The sequence below is a fragment of the Devosia sp. UYZn731 genome (assembly GCF_040546795.1).
GTDB lineage: Bacteria > Pseudomonadota > Alphaproteobacteria > Rhizobiales > Devosiaceae > Devosia.
In genome coordinates, this window is sequence record NZ_JBEPOL010000004.1 from 283,168 (window position 1) to 298,075 (window position 14,908).

Consider the following 14,908-nt stretch of genomic DNA (forward strand, 5'->3'; position numbering starts at 1 on the left):
ACAATCGATGGAGCGACTATGCCGGACCCAGTTTACGATGCCCTGATCGTCGGGGCGGGCGCCTCAGGCATGTTTGCGGCCCAGGAACTGACCGCGCAGGGGCTACGCGTGGTTCAGCTCGAGGCCGGCCCGGAGATCGGCGTCGGCAACTTCGATCCTTCATCGGTTCGCCGACAGAGCGACATCAACCTGTGGCAGCGCATCAAGGCCTTCGTCGGCGGCCAGGGCATCCAGGCACGGGCTGCTTTTTTCGATGCGCGCCAGCGCCACCTGTTCGTCAACGACCGTGAACTGCCGTACACGACCCCGCCCGACGCGCCGTTTGTCTGGATTCGAAGCCGGCAGGCCGGTGGCCGGACCCATGTCTTCGGTCGCGTCCTGCTGCGCTGGACCGACGACGATTTCAAGATGCGTAGCCGCAGCGGCCGCGGCGTTGATTGGCCGATCGGCTATGATGATCTGGTGCCGTACTACGAAGAAGTGGAACGCTCTCTCGCCCTTTATGGCGAACAGGATAATGTTCCAACGCTTCCCGACAGCCTATACGGCCATCGCGCTGCGATGACGTCCGCCGAGCAGATCTTCAAGAGGGATGTCGAGAGTCGGTGGCCCGAACGCAAGATCGTCACTTGGCGCTATATCGGTCCCGAAGCCACCCGCGTCCTGCGACCGCTGCGTGATGCCATAGCCAGCGGCAGCCTCGACATCCGCTACAACAGTATCGTGAGCAGGGTCCTGACCGACGAAGCCGGGCGACAGGCGACGGGCGTGGAGGTGATCGATCGCCTCACGGGTCAGAAGACTGCCGTGCTGGCCCGTTCGGTCATCCTTTGTGCTTCGCCGGTCGAAAGCATCCGCCTGATGCTCAATTCCGCTTCTGCGCACCATCCCAATGGCCTGGGCAACAGCTCGGGCACACTGGGCCGCTACTTTGTGGATCAGCTGCCTTGCGTGGTCGCCGGCACCTATACCAAGGCCAAGGGGTGGGCCAGTGCCGACCCAGCACCCGCCGACCCGTTCTACGGTCCGTCAGGCGGCATTTACATGCCGCGTTTCGTCGCTCCAGATGGCCGGTCCGCCGACAGCGACTTTGCCTTTCAAGGCAGTATCGGGCGCTATAGCACCCCCGACGATGCCGATGCCCGCTTCAGCTTCTTTGGTTATGGCGCCATGGACGCCGACCCGGACAATCGCGTCACCCTCAATACCAATCGACGCGACGCCTGGGGCATTCCAATTCCGCATATTCGATGCAAGATCGGCGAGCATGACCGCACCACTCTCAAGCAGCAAATCGGCGCCATCGTCGAAACCATCGAGCAGGCCGGCGGGCGCATTGACTATGTTGGCTCGCCTCTGGGCCTCGAGGAAAAAGGGCGCGGTGCCTATCCCGACGCCAACCCGCTCAGCCGCTTTGTGTTTCGAAAGATGTTTTCGCGGACCATGGTGATGGGCGCCGCCATTCACGAGGCAGGCGGCGCTCGCATGGGCGACGATGCCAAGACATCCGTTCTCAATGGCTGGAACCAGAGCTGGGACCTGCCCAACCTGCTGGTGACCGATGCCAGCGCGTTTGCCAGCAGCGGCGTCTCCGGAACGACACTGACCATCATGGCCATGACTGTGAGGGCCTGCCGCAATCTGGCGTTACGACTGAAAAGCGAGCCGAGGTCGGAAACCTAGAGCGGCCAGCGAGACACTACGAGCAGCCGCTTCCAATAGCTTCAATCGTGTGTCCGCACTGACACCGGTCCGGTTGTTTAGCGCACATGAGACGGTGCCGATGGAGATGCCAAGGGTGTCCGCCAATAGCCGGCTACACGCAGACCGTTTTTCTGCGGGTCTAGAGATCTGCATCCCAAAAGCTGCGCAGTCCGGTGTCACTTCAACAGCCGGAGACCCCTGAGGATATTATGCATGGCCTTCCGATCTTCGCGAAAGGCTATGCCGACAATGTTCAGGTCTTCGGTGCGCGCAGCATACGCCCGGAAAGGTTGGTGGGCCCACCAGGACTCGAACCTGGAACCAGACCGTTATGAGCGGTCGGCTCTAACCATTGAGCTATAGGCCCTTGCGTCGAAACGCCTGTACTCACTAGGGTCTACAAGTGGAGCTGGTCAAGGGCGTTTCTGGGGCAACTGCATAGACGATGCCAACGACCTATGGCCATCGTCGTAGGCGTGTAGACACTGGTGCAGGACGAAATTGCGGATGCCGCCACGCTGCTTGTACCCGGGGAGGGGCCGTCCCCTCGTTGCAGTTCCACTGGTAGAATGGCCAAGCGATGCCGAGGCTTGACCTGCTGTTAGTTTACCTCGTTGACGAGTTACTTTCGGCTAAGGTCACTTTCGATAAGGATTTTACCGACCTCGTTGAGCAATTTGAAGTACCGGCACCCTATAAGGGGAGAATGGAACCCGAGCGCCGCAGGCAAGTAAGACATCCAGTCAAGATCAGCGCCACGCTGGTTGCCGGCAACGGACTTGACCGCATGGCGGTCGCAATAACCGATATGTCCGACCTCGGAGCCCGCCTCGCATTTAGACCTTCCTTCCCACTCCATGGGGAGATTTACATGCTGATTCCGAACAATACCCTGCAGCCTTGCCGCCTTGTGTGGCATCAGGACGAGCGTTTTGGCCTAAGCTTCCTTTAGCAGCCGCTGAGCTCCGCTCGAGGCCATTCGGTCATCCCTCCGCCACCCCTCGCATGCGATCTGTCAGGGATGCATCGCCGTTCGGGCGTGACGACGCTTTTGCCCCTTTTGGCGTTCGCGAAATCAAGCTGGCGCAATTCTTAGACCGTTCCCGTCCGGCAGCGTCCCGCGTGACGAGGTCCAAGAGGTGACGGTGAGCTCCAAAATAGCGCCGTCATGCGGAACCTGCCGGCATCTACGACATTGGGTGCGCAAAGAAGGTGCGCCCCATAATGCAGATCAAGTCCGGATTCTCGTTGACCTACGACTGCCCCCAGCCGACTCCAATGTTGCTGACCCTGAACATCCACCCATCGCGCCGTGTAGACCTACTCACCCCGCAGGTATTGAGCTTTTCACCGGAGGTAGAGCCTTGGGAATATCTGGATGTTTACGGGAACGTCTGCACCCGAATAACCGCCCCGGCAGGTCAGTTGACGATCTCCACCGAGTTCGAGCTTTATGATGCTGGCCTCCCTGACATTGTGCCCTTGGATGCCCGGCAGCACGATATCCGCGACCTCCCCGATGAAACCCTGATCTACCTCCTGGGATCCAGATACTGCGAGACCGATGTACTGGCCAACATCGCTTGGAATCTTTTCGGTCAGACCCCCCCGGGCTGGCCACGCGTCCAAAGTATTCTCGATTTCGTACATCAGCACATTGCGTTCGACTACCAGAAGGCAGATCGCACCCGGACTGCGTACGGTGCTTATATCGATAAAACCGGCGTATGCCGCGACTTCGCCCATCTGGCCCTGACGTTCTGCCGGTGTATGAATATTCCGGCCAGGTACTGCACCGGGTACCTTGGAGACATCGGGGTGCCATTCAACCCTGACCCGATGGACTTCTCCGGGTGGTTCGAAGTCTACCTTGGCGGGCACTGGTATTCGGCGGACGCTCGCCACAATGAACCGCGAATTGGGAGAATCCTGATGGCCAGAGGGCGTGATGCCACGGATGTTGCGCTGTCCACTCAATTTGGCCCGGCGACCCTCTCGAGCTTTTCCGTCACAACCTACCAGATGCCTGATCCGATCGGACAGCGTTGAGCGATAGAGGATCCTTGCCTTGCCCTACTCGCCAATCGAAGCGATATGCGAGCCCGGTTGAGTGCAATTGCCTCCTTGGTCCGCTCCCGATCTTTGGCACCAGGCCTTGGGGAAGCCATCGAGCAGGCGGCCTGTGTCGACGCAAGCGGCCGGTAACCGAGCTGCGGTCGCGGGCACCCAATGAGACGTGATGCTGTCGCGCGCAGTGCCGCCTCCTTCATCGGACCGGCTCAGATCGGGTGCCTTTTCAGGAGCATGAGTGAACCAGTATGCCCTCCAGCCCGTATCTACGGGGGAACAGGAGCGCAGCATGGCATCTCGGAAAATGGCCTGGGTTACCGGCGCAGGAACCGGCATTGGCCGGGAAGTTGCCCGGCGCCTGGCACTGGATGGCTGGCAGGTGGCCGTCAGCGCCCGGACCAATGCCGACCTGGACAGCCTTGCGCGCGAAGTTCCCGATGCGATCCATTCGTTCCCACTCGATATCACCGACCGCGATTCAGTCAACGCAGTGGCGACACAGATTCGTGACACCCTTGGCCCGTTGGATTTGGTGATCCTGAGCGCCGGCACTTATGTGCCGATGTCGGCGAAGGACTTCGATGTGGATGGCTTCGCCAAGACCATCGATGTCAACCTGATGGGCACGGTCAATTGCCTTGCCGCGGTCATGCCACCAATGATTGCGCGGCAGAGCGGACACATCGCGGTGGTCGCCTCGGTCTCGGGATTTGTTGGACTTCCCGCTGCCGGTGCCTACGGCGCCAGCAAGGCGGCGCTGAACAATCTGTGCGAGGCGCTGCAGCCCGACCTGGCACGCTATGGCGTGAGGCTGTCGGTGATCAATCCAGGCTTCGTCGACACGCCGCTGACCAAGAAGAACGACTTTCCGATGCCATTTCTGATCCCAGTCGAACAGGCCGGGGATGCGATCATGGCCGGCCTCAAGACAGATCGGTTCGAAATTGTATTCCCATGGCAGATGTCGGTGGCGATGAAAACGCTGGCCTTACTGCCGCATGGACTGCGGCTGGCTATCACCAAGAGGATGCTGCGCTAGGCCTCCTCGCGCTCGCGCACGACGGTGGTGGCGATGCGCGTCGCTGCCGGCTTGTGGCGGAGCAGGGGAACGCCCTTGCGCCAGAGCTTTAGCGCCTCCCAATGGATTGCGCCGATGATCTTGACGGTCATCAGAGGGTAGGAAACCAGCGCCCGCAACAAGGCGTGGCCATTCAGTTCCTGCCGGTCGCCGGAAAACGATGCCCGCAGCAACAATCCCTCGGCATCCGTTTCGTTGATGCTCACGACCACGCGCCTGGCCGGCGGCTCGATGTGGAAGTGATAATCGCACTCCATCGGCATGAAGGGGGAGACGTAGAGTTGCTTGGCGCAGGAATGCTCCACCGCTCCATCGTGGTCCCCAGCGTGGATGACATAAGTGTGTCGCTCGCCAAAGGTGTTGCAGACCTCGTAGAGAATGGCCCGCGTGGTCCCACTCGCGTCCGAGCAAAAATACACCGTCAGCGGATTGAACACGTAGCCGAACATGCGCGGATAACACAGCATACGGATTGTGGGCCGGCCCATATCGATACCTGCGGCATCCAATTGCGCCTCGACCCACTGCCGCAACCCACCCGCGCGGCCATCGCCATGGTCCTTTTCCCAGAAACTCAAGACGCCGCGGGCATTGATGCCGAACAGTTTTGTCAGTCCCGCTAAGGCCGGCAGTTCATCCAGATCGAGCAGCAGGCAGAATACGCGGTAATGCAGGTTGTGCTTGCGCGGCCGCAGGCGGGAATGCACCACGTGACCCGCATAAATGGCGGACTGCATGCTCATTCGGCCGCTTCCAACATCTGAGGCGCCAAGGTGATGCGATCAGAACTGCCCGCGACCGACCAGGGCCGGCGCACGCCACCCAGCATTTCGGCAACCGACAGACCCGATTGCAGCGCGTCTTCGTGGAAGCCGTGGCCGAAATAGCTGCCGCAGAACCAGGTGTTGCGCCGCCCCTGCAATTGCCAGAGCTGCTGCTGGGCCGCGAGCGCCGCCGCATCGAACAGCGGATGGGTATAGGCGAAGCTGCGGATGATCTTGTCCTCGCGGATCTCTCGGGTTGGATTGAGCGTGACGAACAGCGGATGGGCCGGATCGAGATTCTGCAGGCGGTTCATCCAATAGGTAACGCAGAGCGGTCGATCCCCACTAGCGCAACTTTCCCCTATGTAGTTCCAGCTCGACCACACCCTGGGGCGCTTGGGCATCAGGCCGGGGTCGGTGTGCAAGACCGCGGTATTGCTCGTGTAGCGCATGGCGCCAAGCAGCGTCCGCTCTTGCTGGTCCGCGTCGGCCAACATCTTGAGCGTCTGGTCGGCATGGCTGGCAATCACAACATCGCTAAAGGTCTCGGTGCGGCCGAACATGTCGGTGATGTCGACGGTGCCGTTTGCCCGCGAAATCCTCTCGACCGGGCAGCCCAGGCGCATTTCCCCTTTGAACGCAGCGACCAGGCGTTGCACATATTGCTGGCTGCCGCCGGTGACGGTTCGCCATTTCGGCCGGCTCATCAGGTTGAGCAGGCTATGGCTGGCGAAAAACCGGATAAACGCCTTGAGGGGGTAGCGCCGCATTTCGGTGGCGCTGATCGACCAGATCGCGGCTCCCATCGGCAGGAGGTGGTCCTCGATGAATGCCGGCGCATAGCCATTGGCGTCCAGATAATCGCCGAGGCAGATAGCATCGAGTTCGGGCAGGTCGAGCAGACCTGGCGCGTCGCGATAGAAGCGCACGATATCGCGCAGCATCAGCCAGAACCGGCCGCGTGCGAGATTGCCGCGCTGGCCGATCAGGCCATTGAGCCCATTGCTGGAATATTCCAGCTTGCCGTCATCAAGTGACGCGGCGAAGGACATGTTGGAGGCTTGGTGCGCCACGCCGAGATGCTCGAACAGTGCCACCAGGTTGGGATAGTTCTGCTCGTTATAGACGATGAAGCCGGTATCGACGGAAATGCTGCCGTCGCCGCCGGGGACCATCACGGTATTGGCATGCCCTCCCAGCCGGTCGTCCGCCTCATAGAGCGTGACGCGGTGGCGCTTGCTCAGCAGCCAGGCGGCCGAGAGCCCGGCAATGCCAGATCCTATGACGGCAATGTTGCGCCCTGTCTGATATTCGCCCGATGTCATCTGGTGCAGCACGCGCCATTCCTTCTACACGTTGTGCAGGTAGATACGGGCGGCAGCGCAAAACGGACTTCGCCGGTTTGAAAAAATCTGCCGATCACTGATCCGGCCCCGCACCGGCAGCGTAACAGCACCATGACCCTGGACCTGCATATCGCTGTTCTGCCGCCCGCTCGGGTTGTATTTGCGGCAGGGCCGAGGCTAGCCAGAGCAAGGCGTTCTGATCATAATGTGCCCATGACCGCACTTCCGGACGGCCAAGCCGACAAGAGCATGACGGAGTTGCTGCTCGCCGTTGGCCGCAGCCAGGATATCGATGCGTTCGAAACCCTGTTTCGCTATTACGCCCCCCGCATCAAGGCCTATATGTCGCGCGGCGGTGGCAGTGCGTCGGCCGAGGAGCTGATGCAGGAGACCATGGTGGCGGTGTGGAAAAAGGCCGCGCTCTATGATGCGTCCAAGGGCGCCGCATCGACCTGGATTTTTTCGATAGCGCGCAATCTGCGCATCGATGCCTATCGGCGCGAACGCCGTCCCGAATTCGATCCCAACGATCCCGCCTTCGTGCCGGACGAGGCGCCTGCCGCTGATGTTGCAATGGCGGCATTCCAGGATGCCGGGAGGGTTCAGCGGGCGTTGTTGAGCTTGCCCGCCGATCAGGCGACGGTGCTCAAGATGTCATATTTCGAGGACCAGTCGCAAAGCGCCATCGCCGCCGCGCTCGACCTGCCATTGGGGACAGTCAAATCACGCATGCGCCTCGCCTTCGACAAACTCCGTGCGCTGATAGGGGGGGACCCCTCATGAGCGTTATCCATCACCTGAACGATGACCTGCTGGTCAGCTACGCCGCCGGGGCCCTCAGTGAGGGCTGGAGCATCGCCGTGGCCACGCATCTGGCCCTGTGCCCGGACTGCCGCCGGCGTGCAGCTGTGGCCGATGCGGTTGGCGGCGCCATGCTGGATGATCTCGACGCGGCACCATCCGAGGAAAAATCCTGGCAGGCCGTACGCGCTCGACTGACGTCAGGATCCGAGTCGGGGAAATCGCGTTCGACAGGCCGCCCACAGACCCTGCCGCAGCCGTTGCGCGACTATGTGGGGGGCGACCTCGATGGCGTCCGCTGGCAGGCACTGGGCAAGGGCGCCTCGCAATTGCGCATCAAGACTGCGGATCGCGCCACGCAGGTGCGGCTGTTGCGCATTCCCGCCGGCAAGCCCGTCCCTGAGCATACCCATGGCGGACGTGAACTAACCCTCGTGCTGACCGGCAGCTTCCGCGATGGCGACACGATTTTTGCGCGGGGCGATATCGAGGATGCCGATGCCAGCCTTACCCATCAGCCTATCGCGACGCCGGAGGCCGATTGCATCTGCCTCGCGGTTACTGACGCACCGCTACGCTTCAGCAGTTGGATCGTGCGGGTGGTGCAGCCCATTTTGGGAATTTGAACGCAGGCGGAGCTCATCGTGCTGAAATACATCGTCGCCTACGCCGCCACCGCCGTGATTTTCTTCGCCTGCGATTTTGTATGGCTGTCCACAATGGGCGGCTTTTATCGCGAGCGCGCCTCGGGCCTGTTCCTGGACAAGCCGAACCTCGCCATCGCCGGCCTGTTCTACCTGGTCTATGTCGGCGGCGTCGTTTTCCTCGCCGTCATTCCCGGCCTATCGGGCGGCAGTTGGAGCGCGGCATTGCTCGCCGGTCTGGTGCTCGGCCTTGTGGCCTATGGCACCTATGACTTGACCAATTTGTCGACCCTAAAGAACTGGCCGTTGGCAGTAACGCTGGTTGATCTGGCCTGGGGCACCGGGCTTACCGGCGTCGCCGCAACCGGCGGCTTCCTGGTGACACGCTGGCTGGCTGCGTAATCTGCCGCTTAACTCCAGTGACACGGCCTGGGGCTCGGCAGGACGAACCCAAGACTCGACGAGCCAGCCTGTTCAAATAGCGCCGACGATAGGTTTTCATTGCATTCGCGGTCGTGGTCCACGCGCTGCATGTAATTCACGCCTGCCTGCCCGTGTTCATGCAGGAAGGGGAGGCGAGTCAGCGATCGACGTGCTTGTTTTGGGCGCAGGCACACGATGATTGCCCTGCCATCACTGCGATGATGGAGCCTCAACACCCTCAATAGTTCGCCCGGTAATGGCCACTGAAAGCTTGTTTCGGCGAGGCTGGAATAATCATTCGCGCCGGTTGTCTCCTAGCCTGCGGATAGCGAACTCCCACGCCGGCCGGACAGGTGCAAGAATCCCTTTGATTATGTCGTTATAACGTCATAACACTATGACCTATCGGTTAGCGCTTGGCTGGCCGGACGCGACGGGGAGAAAATTCATGCATTACGTTAGGGCCATCCGCTGCCTAGCTGGCGTGGCGACTGTCCTGGTATCCGGCACCGCGCTCACGCAGGCGGCCGAGATTTCGTTTCTGACCCATTGGTCGCCGGACACGGTGGCCATGCTGGACGCCGCGATCGCCAAATATGGCGAGACGCACAAGGACGACACGATCACTGTCCGCGCCGTACCGTTCGGCGACCTGTTGACCACGCTGCGCACCTCGGGTGGTGGGGCAGGCGGGGCAACCATTGCGGGCATTTATGACGCCTGGCTGCCGGACCTGGCAAAGGACAAGCTGGTCGCGCCCGTGGCGGCCGAAATGGCCACGGCCGTGACGGCCAATTGGCCGGCCGGTGTCGTCAGTGCGGCCACGGCGGGCGGTTCGCTTTATGGCATTCCCAATGAAATCGATGTCTATGCGCTGAATTATAATAAGCGCCTGTTCGCGGCAGCCGGGATCACCGAGCCGCCCAAGACGTGGGAAGAATTTCTTGCCGATGCGGAGAAGCTGACGGACAAATCGAAGGGTCAGCAGGGCTTCGGTATGATCAATTCCTGGGCCGCGGGCGTGCTGCATCCGTTTGCGTCGCTGCTGGTGTCCAATGGCGGCGACCTCGTGGTCGACGGCAAGCCGGTGCTGGACAGCAAGCAGGCCAAGGAGACGTTTGAGCTCTACGAAAAGCTCATCACCTCCGGCTTCTCCGATCCAGCCATGGCGACAGCCGACGCCAATACGGCCGGGCCGTTCCTAGACAATTTCGTTTCAGGCAAGACCGGCATGATCATCATGGCGAACTGGTGGGAATCGGCGCTTAAGGCCGGCATGGGCGGCGCGTTCGCCGATATCGCCACCGCGCCGATCCCGGTCGGTCCATCGGGCGACAAGGCGCATTCGATCTCCTATTCGTGGATGACCGTGGTCAACGCCCAGGCCAGTGCGGAAGAACAGGCTGCGGCCTGGAGCTTCCTCGATTGGCTCAACGGGCCGGAATCCGGGCCGAACGGCGCCTCGGCCATGGGCGAAATCCTGATGTCGATGGGTATCCTGCCCTCGCGCACCTCGGACGCGAAGGCGTTTGGCGATCGTCTCAGCGGGGACGCGTTCCTTGCCGGATATACGGGGCCGCTGTCGGATGCCAAGCCGTTCCCGGTGGTGCTCGGTGGTCAGGAGTTCTCGGAATCGCTGCAGCAGACGCTTGAGGCCTTGCAGTTCGGGCAGGTTACTGCCGCCGAGGCGCAGACCAATGCCCAAACCGATGCGACCGAAATTCTTGGACGCAACGCCAAATAGGCATCTCATCATCACGTTCTGGGCGGCTACGGCCGCCCAACTCTCCTTGCCCCGGATAGTTATGCTCCGCACTCAAAACAGATCAGCGATCGGCATGCTGGCGCCCGCGACGGGCCTGATCGGCGTGTTCGTGCTGCTGCCGACGGCGCTGACCATCTGGCTGGCGTTTCAGGACTGGTCGACCCAGACCGGGTTCGAGACCGCACGCTTCATCGGCGTGGACAATTTCCTGGCCATTTTCGGGCCCGGTTCGGTCGGCCGCGATTTCAAGGCAGCGCTGGTCAATACCGCTATTTATACCGTGCTGTCGGTCCTCATCATCGTGCCGCTGTCGGTGGCGCTGGGCCTGCTGGTGCATCAGAAGATCGCGCCCGGCGGCATCGTGCTGCGCACGGTATTGTTCTCGACCTATATGGTGCCGATGATCGCGGTGGCGCTGGTGTGGTCCAAGCTGTATTCGCCCACCGAGGGGCCGATCAACCAGATGCTGGGCTGGATTGGCATCGGAGCCCAGACCTGGCTGTCGTCGCCCAAGACGGCGCTGGTTTCGCTGGTGCTGCTCAATGTGTGGCAGCAGGTGGGCTATTTCACCGTGCTGGCCGTTGCGGGACTGACCCAGATTCCGCCGGTTCTATATGAGGCTGCCCGCGTCGACGGCGCCTCGGCATGGCGGCAGTTTCACGCGATCACGCTGCCGCTGCTCGGCAATACGCTGCTGTTTTCGGCGGTGATCGGCGTCATCAACGCGGTGCAGGTGTTCGAGCCGGTGGCGCTGATTACGCAGGGCGGGCCGGTCAATTCCACTAACGTGCTGACTTACCACATTCGCCGGGTCGGCATCGAGCGGGCGCAGGGTGGGCTCGGCTCGGCGATGGCCGTCACGCTGATGCTGGCGCTGATCGTGGCGATCACCGCCTTGTTCGCGGTCGCGCGCAGCCGGGAGAACCGGCCATGAGCAGCGATCGGCCGAAAATTTTCGCTTCGCCGCAGGAAGGTCTGCTGACCCTACTGATTATTTTCGTTGCCGTGGTTGCGGCTTTCCCGATGGCCTGGATGGTTCTGTCGAGCCTCAAGACGCCGCAGGAAAGCATGCAGACGCCGCCCGTCTGGTTTCCGGCCACGCTGAACCTGGATGCCTATTTGCAGGTGGCCGATGTGGTGAGCCTGGGACAATCGTTCCTGAATTCGGCGGTGATTGCGGTGATCACGACCGCCGCCATTCTATTGACCAGCCTGATGGCGGGCTATGCCTTCGCCAAATACACGTTTAAGGGCCGCGACGCGCTGTTTGCCGTGTTGATCGCGGCGATGTTCCTGCCGCCTATCGTTACGCTGATCCCGCTCTATCGCATCACCGGCTATCTGGGGCTCAATGCGAGCCTGTTCGGCGTCATCGTGCCCAATCTGGCCAATGCCTTCGGCATCTTCCTGATGCGGCAATATATCAAGGGCGTGCCCGACGACATGATCGATGCGGCACGCGTCGATGGGGCGAGCGAAATGCGCATCCTGTTCAAGGTGGTGGCGCCTTCGGTGATGCCGGCCATAGCGGCGCTGACGCTGTTTGCCTTCGTCTATCACTGGAACAGTTATCTGTGGCCGCTGACGGTGTTGCAGGGCAAGACCGACCAATATCCCATCGTCATCTCGCTCTCGCGACTGCTGAGCTATAATCGCGGGGCGATGAATACCGGGCTGGTCATGGCCGGCGCGACGCTGGCGGTGTTGCCGCCGGTGGTGCTGTTCGTGTTCTTGCAGCGCTTTTTTGTCGACTCTATCGTGTCGAGCGGGGTCAAGGGATGAGCGCGATCCTGGCTATCGATTTAGGTGGCACGCGCTGCCGTATTGCGCTCGCGACGTCCGATGATGCTGGCGCCGTTCAGGCGGTTGCGAACGTGCCGGCGCCGACCACGAGGCAGGATTTCATCGCGCTGATAGGGGGGCAACTCGCCGAGCATGGCGCAGAGGCGTTGGGCTTGGGTATTCCGGGTCTGGCCGAGGGCAGCGTCTGCCGCTGGGTGCCTAACTTGCCCTATCTCGATGGTCTCGACCTGGCTGACGCCTTTCCTGCAATCTCGATTGCGCTGGGTAATGATGCGCAGTTAAGCCTGCTGGCCGAGGCAAAGTCCGGCGCCGCTGTCGGCGTTGCGGATGCGATCCTGTTGGCAATCGGCACCGGCATTGGCTCGGCCGTTCTTGCTGGTGGTACGATCATCAGTGGGACTATGGGCGCGGCGTGTTCGTTTGGCTGGGCATCGGTGGATGTCGACGACGGGGGCGAGGACGTCAGTGGATGGCTCGAACGGCATTGTTCGGGCCGGGCGCTGGACGCACTGGCCCGCCAGCAGGACCTCGCCGACGGAACGGCGCTGATAGCGCAGGCCCGGGCGGGCAACGCCGCGGCGCGCAAGGCGCTTCAACGGTCTATGCAAATGCTCGGGACGGCTCTAGCGGGTGCGGTGGCGCTGCTCGCGCCCAAGAGAGTCATCTTTGCCGGCGGCGTTGCCGATGGGTTCGATGTGCTTGCGCCGCTGATCGAATCGGGGCTGGTCCGGCATCTGCCACCGCATTTGCGGCAGGTTGAACTGGTGGCGGCCCGGCATGGGCCTGGCGCCGGCCTGATCGGGGCCGCGTTTGCCGGGGCAGTGGGGCCAGCTTGGAGAACCGGACATGGATGAGCCACAAGGCCTGCAACGGCCCGATCGCCGCCGACCCGAGCCGCTCTGGCACCAGGCCGAAACGGCGCTGCGCGAACTGATCAAGAGCGGGGAATGGGCGGCCGGCTCACAAATTCCCAACGAGGATCGCCTCGGCGAGATGCTGGGCATCTCCCGCATTACTTTGCGCCACGCGCTGCGCAATCTGGAGGAGGCCGGGATGCTGCGCCGCGAGCATGGCCGCGGCACGTTCGTGCGCTCTGCCACCATGGTGGCGGGGGTGCGCGGGCTGACCAGTTTCACCGATGAAATGCGCACACTGGCGCTCGAGCCGGGTACACGGCTGATCGCGGCGCAGATCTTGCCGGCCACCGAGGTTATCGCCGAAGCGCTTGAGGTCAGCGTCGGAGCGCCGATCGTGCAGTTGCGTCGGCTCTGGCTGGGCAATGGCATGCCGATCGGCATCCAGACCACACATCTGGCGGCAGAGCGGGTGCCGGGCCTCTACGAGGCCGCGCCCAGCGTCGGTTCGCTCTATCGCTGGCTCAAGGACAATTGCGGCATCGACCCGATCAAGGCCAAGGAAGTCTATCGCGTCGGCAGTGTCCCGCAGGGCGATGCAGACCTGATCGAATTGCCCGCCGGCACGCCTGCTTTCGAGGTTGAGCGCGTGACCTATGATCGCGCCGGCCCATTCGAATTCGCCCTCTCCATCATGCGGGCGGACCGCTACGAAATCCGCTCCACACTTTTCGTCTAGTCCAGAAAGGCACATATCCATGTCCACGCTCTATATCAGCAAACTCGTCAAGCTCGCCGAACAGGCCGGCGCGGACAACGAGGCGGCCTACGAGGCGGCCTCCAACGCCATGACCGAAAGCCTCGCTAATGATGGGCTGGTCCACCTCTACGGCTCGGGCCATTCGGTGTTGCCCGTGCAGGAAACCTATCCACGCTACGGCTCCTATCTCGGCTTTAACCCACTGACCGATCCGCGCGTCATGTGGCACAATATTTTGGGTGCCGGCGGCGTGCGCGAACTGCTCTGGCTCGAGCGCACCGAGAACTATGCCGAGAAGTTCCTCGATCACCAGCCGCTCAATGCCGGCGACACCATTGTTATCTTCGGCCATTCGGGGCGGAATTCCTCGGGCATCGATACCGCCATCTATGCCAAGAAGCGCGGGCTGACGGTTATCGCGATCACCGCCAAGTCCAATCTGGACAAACCTGCCACGCATTCCTCGGGCAAGCGGCTCGCCGACGCGGCCGATATCGTCATCGATACCTGCGCGCCGATCGAAGATGCCATCGTCGATATCAAGGGCTGGAGCCGGCCGGTGGCCGGCGCCTCGACCGTGCTCGCCATGATCAACATGCATGAGCTGGTGGCGCGCACGGCGCAGAAACTGGCCGATCGCAATATCGAACTGCCGGTGTTTGCCTCGCCGACGATCGCCGGGGTCACCCTGCACGACACCGACATCATCTATGGCCAGTACCGCGAAAAGATGCTGGACGCGCAGACCAAGCATCTGCCGCAGTTCAAGAAATCCATGGCCAAGGAAGATTAAGACGGTCGGCTCTAAGCGTTGAGCTATAGGCCCTTACGTCGAGGACCCCCGGCTGATCCGTGGGGCTCTGGATGGTAGTGGTCAAGGGCATTTCTGTCCCCGT

Annotated in this window: 15 protein-coding genes and 1 tRNA gene; 13 read left to right on the plus strand and 3 right to left on the minus strand. The window is 61.8% G+C overall.

Translation table 11 applies throughout. The annotated features are described in order from the left end of the window. Positions 1-18 precede the first annotated feature (18 nt). Positions 19-1,683, plus strand: coding sequence for a GMC oxidoreductase (locus ABIB57_RS11995; RefSeq protein WP_354041046.1), 1,665 nt, complete (start codon positions 19-21; stop codon positions 1,681-1,683). A 312-nt stretch (positions 1,684-1,995) separates the two neighbouring features. Here the strand turns inward: ABIB57_RS11995 and ABIB57_RS12000 are convergent. Beyond that, positions 1,996-2,071, minus strand: a tRNA-Ile gene (locus tag ABIB57_RS12000). Between the two features lie 213 nt (positions 2,072-2,284). Here ABIB57_RS12000 and ABIB57_RS12005 point away from each other — a divergent pair. The 3 genes from ABIB57_RS12005 (at position 2,285) to ABIB57_RS12015 (ending at position 4,813) form a co-directional block, all read left to right on the plus strand. Next, positions 2,285-2,656 (plus strand): PilZ domain-containing protein, encoded by a 372-nt coding sequence (locus ABIB57_RS12005; RefSeq protein ID WP_354041048.1) that lies wholly within the window; start codon positions 2,285-2,287, stop codon positions 2,654-2,656. A gap of 272 nt (positions 2,657-2,928) precedes the next feature. Beyond that, positions 2,929-3,753: a transglutaminase-like domain-containing protein gene (locus tag ABIB57_RS12010; RefSeq protein WP_354041049.1), complete on the plus strand. Its 825-nt coding sequence runs from the start codon at positions 2,929-2,931 to the stop codon at positions 3,751-3,753. Between the two features lie 310 nt (positions 3,754-4,063). Further along, positions 4,064-4,813 carry an SDR family NAD(P)-dependent oxidoreductase gene (locus ABIB57_RS12015; RefSeq protein ID WP_354041051.1) on the plus strand — a complete coding sequence of 250 codons (750 nt, stop codon included), beginning with the start codon at positions 4,064-4,066 and terminating at the stop codon, positions 4,811-4,813. On the opposite strand, the gene ABIB57_RS12020 is transcribed toward ABIB57_RS12015, so the two are convergent. Beyond that, complete coding sequence (locus ABIB57_RS12020) at positions 4,810-5,595, minus strand: DUF1365 domain-containing protein (RefSeq protein WP_354041053.1); 786 nt, start codon at positions 5,593-5,595, stop codon at positions 4,810-4,812. The two genes, ABIB57_RS12015 and ABIB57_RS12020, sit on opposite strands and share 4 nt — an antisense overlap. Beyond that, positions 5,592-6,941: an NAD(P)/FAD-dependent oxidoreductase gene (locus ABIB57_RS12025; RefSeq protein WP_354041369.1), complete on the minus strand. Its 1,350-nt coding sequence runs from the start codon at positions 6,939-6,941 to the stop codon at positions 5,592-5,594. Before ABIB57_RS12025 ends, ABIB57_RS12020 begins: the two co-directional genes overlap by 4 nt. Positions 6,942-7,175: 234 nt before the next feature. Here ABIB57_RS12025 and ABIB57_RS12030 point away from each other — a divergent pair, with 234 nt between their 5' ends. The 9 genes from ABIB57_RS12030 to ABIB57_RS12070 all read left to right on the plus strand — a co-directional run bounded on the left by ABIB57_RS12030 (position 7,176) and on the right by ABIB57_RS12070 (position 14,805). Continuing rightward, positions 7,176-7,745: a sigma-70 family RNA polymerase sigma factor gene (locus tag ABIB57_RS12030; protein ID WP_354041054.1), complete on the plus strand. Its 570-nt coding sequence runs from the start codon at positions 7,176-7,178 to the stop codon at positions 7,743-7,745. Further along, on the plus strand, positions 7,742-8,389 hold the full coding sequence (locus tag ABIB57_RS12035) for a ChrR family anti-sigma-E factor (RefSeq protein WP_354041055.1): 648 nt from the start codon (positions 7,742-7,744) through the stop codon (positions 8,387-8,389). Before ABIB57_RS12030 ends, ABIB57_RS12035 begins: the two co-directional genes overlap by 4 nt. A gap of 18 nt (positions 8,390-8,407) precedes the next feature. Beyond that, positions 8,408-8,809 (plus strand): DUF2177 family protein, encoded by a 402-nt coding sequence (locus ABIB57_RS12040; protein ID WP_354041056.1) that lies wholly within the window; start codon positions 8,408-8,410, stop codon positions 8,807-8,809. Between the two features lie 469 nt (positions 8,810-9,278). After that, complete coding sequence (locus ABIB57_RS12045) at positions 9,279-10,574, plus strand: ABC transporter substrate-binding protein (protein WP_354041058.1); 1,296 nt, start codon at positions 9,279-9,281, stop codon at positions 10,572-10,574. Positions 10,575-10,635: 61 nt separating this feature from the next. Next, the gene (locus ABIB57_RS12050) at positions 10,636-11,529 is read left to right on the plus strand and encodes a carbohydrate ABC transporter permease (RefSeq protein WP_354041059.1); all 894 of its coding nucleotides are present in this window, start codon (positions 10,636-10,638) and stop codon (positions 11,527-11,529) included. Then, positions 11,526-12,377: a carbohydrate ABC transporter permease gene (locus ABIB57_RS12055; protein WP_354041060.1), complete on the plus strand. Its 852-nt coding sequence runs from the start codon at positions 11,526-11,528 to the stop codon at positions 12,375-12,377. The genes ABIB57_RS12050 and ABIB57_RS12055 overlap by 4 nt, the downstream gene beginning before the upstream one ends. Further along, positions 12,374-13,252, plus strand: coding sequence for an ROK family protein (locus ABIB57_RS12060; RefSeq protein ID WP_354041061.1), 879 nt, complete (start codon positions 12,374-12,376; stop codon positions 13,250-13,252). The genes ABIB57_RS12055 and ABIB57_RS12060 overlap by 4 nt, the downstream gene beginning before the upstream one ends. Further along, a complete protein-coding gene (locus ABIB57_RS12065; RefSeq protein ID WP_354041063.1) occupies positions 13,245-13,991 on the plus strand; it encodes a GntR family transcriptional regulator in 747 nt (248 codons plus the stop codon). Before ABIB57_RS12060 ends, ABIB57_RS12065 begins: the two co-directional genes overlap by 8 nt. Before the next feature lie 19 nt (positions 13,992-14,010). After that, the gene (locus ABIB57_RS12070) at positions 14,011-14,805 is read left to right on the plus strand and encodes a sugar isomerase domain-containing protein (protein WP_354041064.1); all 795 of its coding nucleotides are present in this window, start codon (positions 14,011-14,013) and stop codon (positions 14,803-14,805) included. The last annotated feature ends 103 nt before the right edge of the window (positions 14,806-14,908 follow it).

Bases quoted from the DNA above. Each gene is read 5' to 3' on its own strand.
- ABIB57_RS12070 (WP_354041064.1), top strand. From the start codon at position 14,011: ATGTCCACGCTCTATATCAGCAAACTCGTCAAGCTCGCCGAACAGGCC.
- ABIB57_RS12035 (WP_354041055.1), top strand. From the start codon at position 7,742: ATGAGCGTTATCCATCACCTGAACGATGACCTGCTGGTCAGCTACGCC.
- ABIB57_RS12015 (WP_354041051.1), top strand. From the start codon at position 4,064: ATGGCATCTCGGAAAATGGCCTGGGTTACCGGCGCAGGAACCGGCATT.
- ABIB57_RS12065 (WP_354041063.1), top strand. From the start codon at position 13,245: ATGGATGAGCCACAAGGCCTGCAACGGCCCGATCGCCGCCGACCCGAG.
- ABIB57_RS12020 (WP_354041053.1), bottom strand. From the start codon at position 5,595: ATGAGCATGCAGTCCGCCATTTATGCGGGTCACGTGGTGCATTCCCGC.
- ABIB57_RS11995 (WP_354041046.1), top strand. From the start codon at position 19: ATGCCGGACCCAGTTTACGATGCCCTGATCGTCGGGGCGGGCGCCTCA.
- ABIB57_RS12005 (WP_354041048.1), top strand. From the start codon at position 2,285: ATGCCGAGGCTTGACCTGCTGTTAGTTTACCTCGTTGACGAGTTACTT.
- ABIB57_RS12010 (WP_354041049.1), top strand. From the start codon at position 2,929: ATGCAGATCAAGTCCGGATTCTCGTTGACCTACGACTGCCCCCAGCCG.
- ABIB57_RS12030 (WP_354041054.1), top strand. From the start codon at position 7,176: ATGACCGCACTTCCGGACGGCCAAGCCGACAAGAGCATGACGGAGTTG.
- ABIB57_RS12025 (WP_354041369.1), bottom strand. From the start codon at position 6,941: ATGACATCGGGCGAATATCAGACAGGGCGCAACATTGCCGTCATAGGA.
- ABIB57_RS12060 (WP_354041061.1), top strand. From the start codon at position 12,374: ATGAGCGCGATCCTGGCTATCGATTTAGGTGGCACGCGCTGCCGTATT.
- ABIB57_RS12050 (WP_354041059.1), top strand. From the start codon at position 10,636: ATGCTCCGCACTCAAAACAGATCAGCGATCGGCATGCTGGCGCCCGCG.
- ABIB57_RS12045 (WP_354041058.1), top strand. From the start codon at position 9,279: ATGCATTACGTTAGGGCCATCCGCTGCCTAGCTGGCGTGGCGACTGTC.
- ABIB57_RS12055 (WP_354041060.1), top strand. From the start codon at position 11,526: ATGAGCAGCGATCGGCCGAAAATTTTCGCTTCGCCGCAGGAAGGTCTG.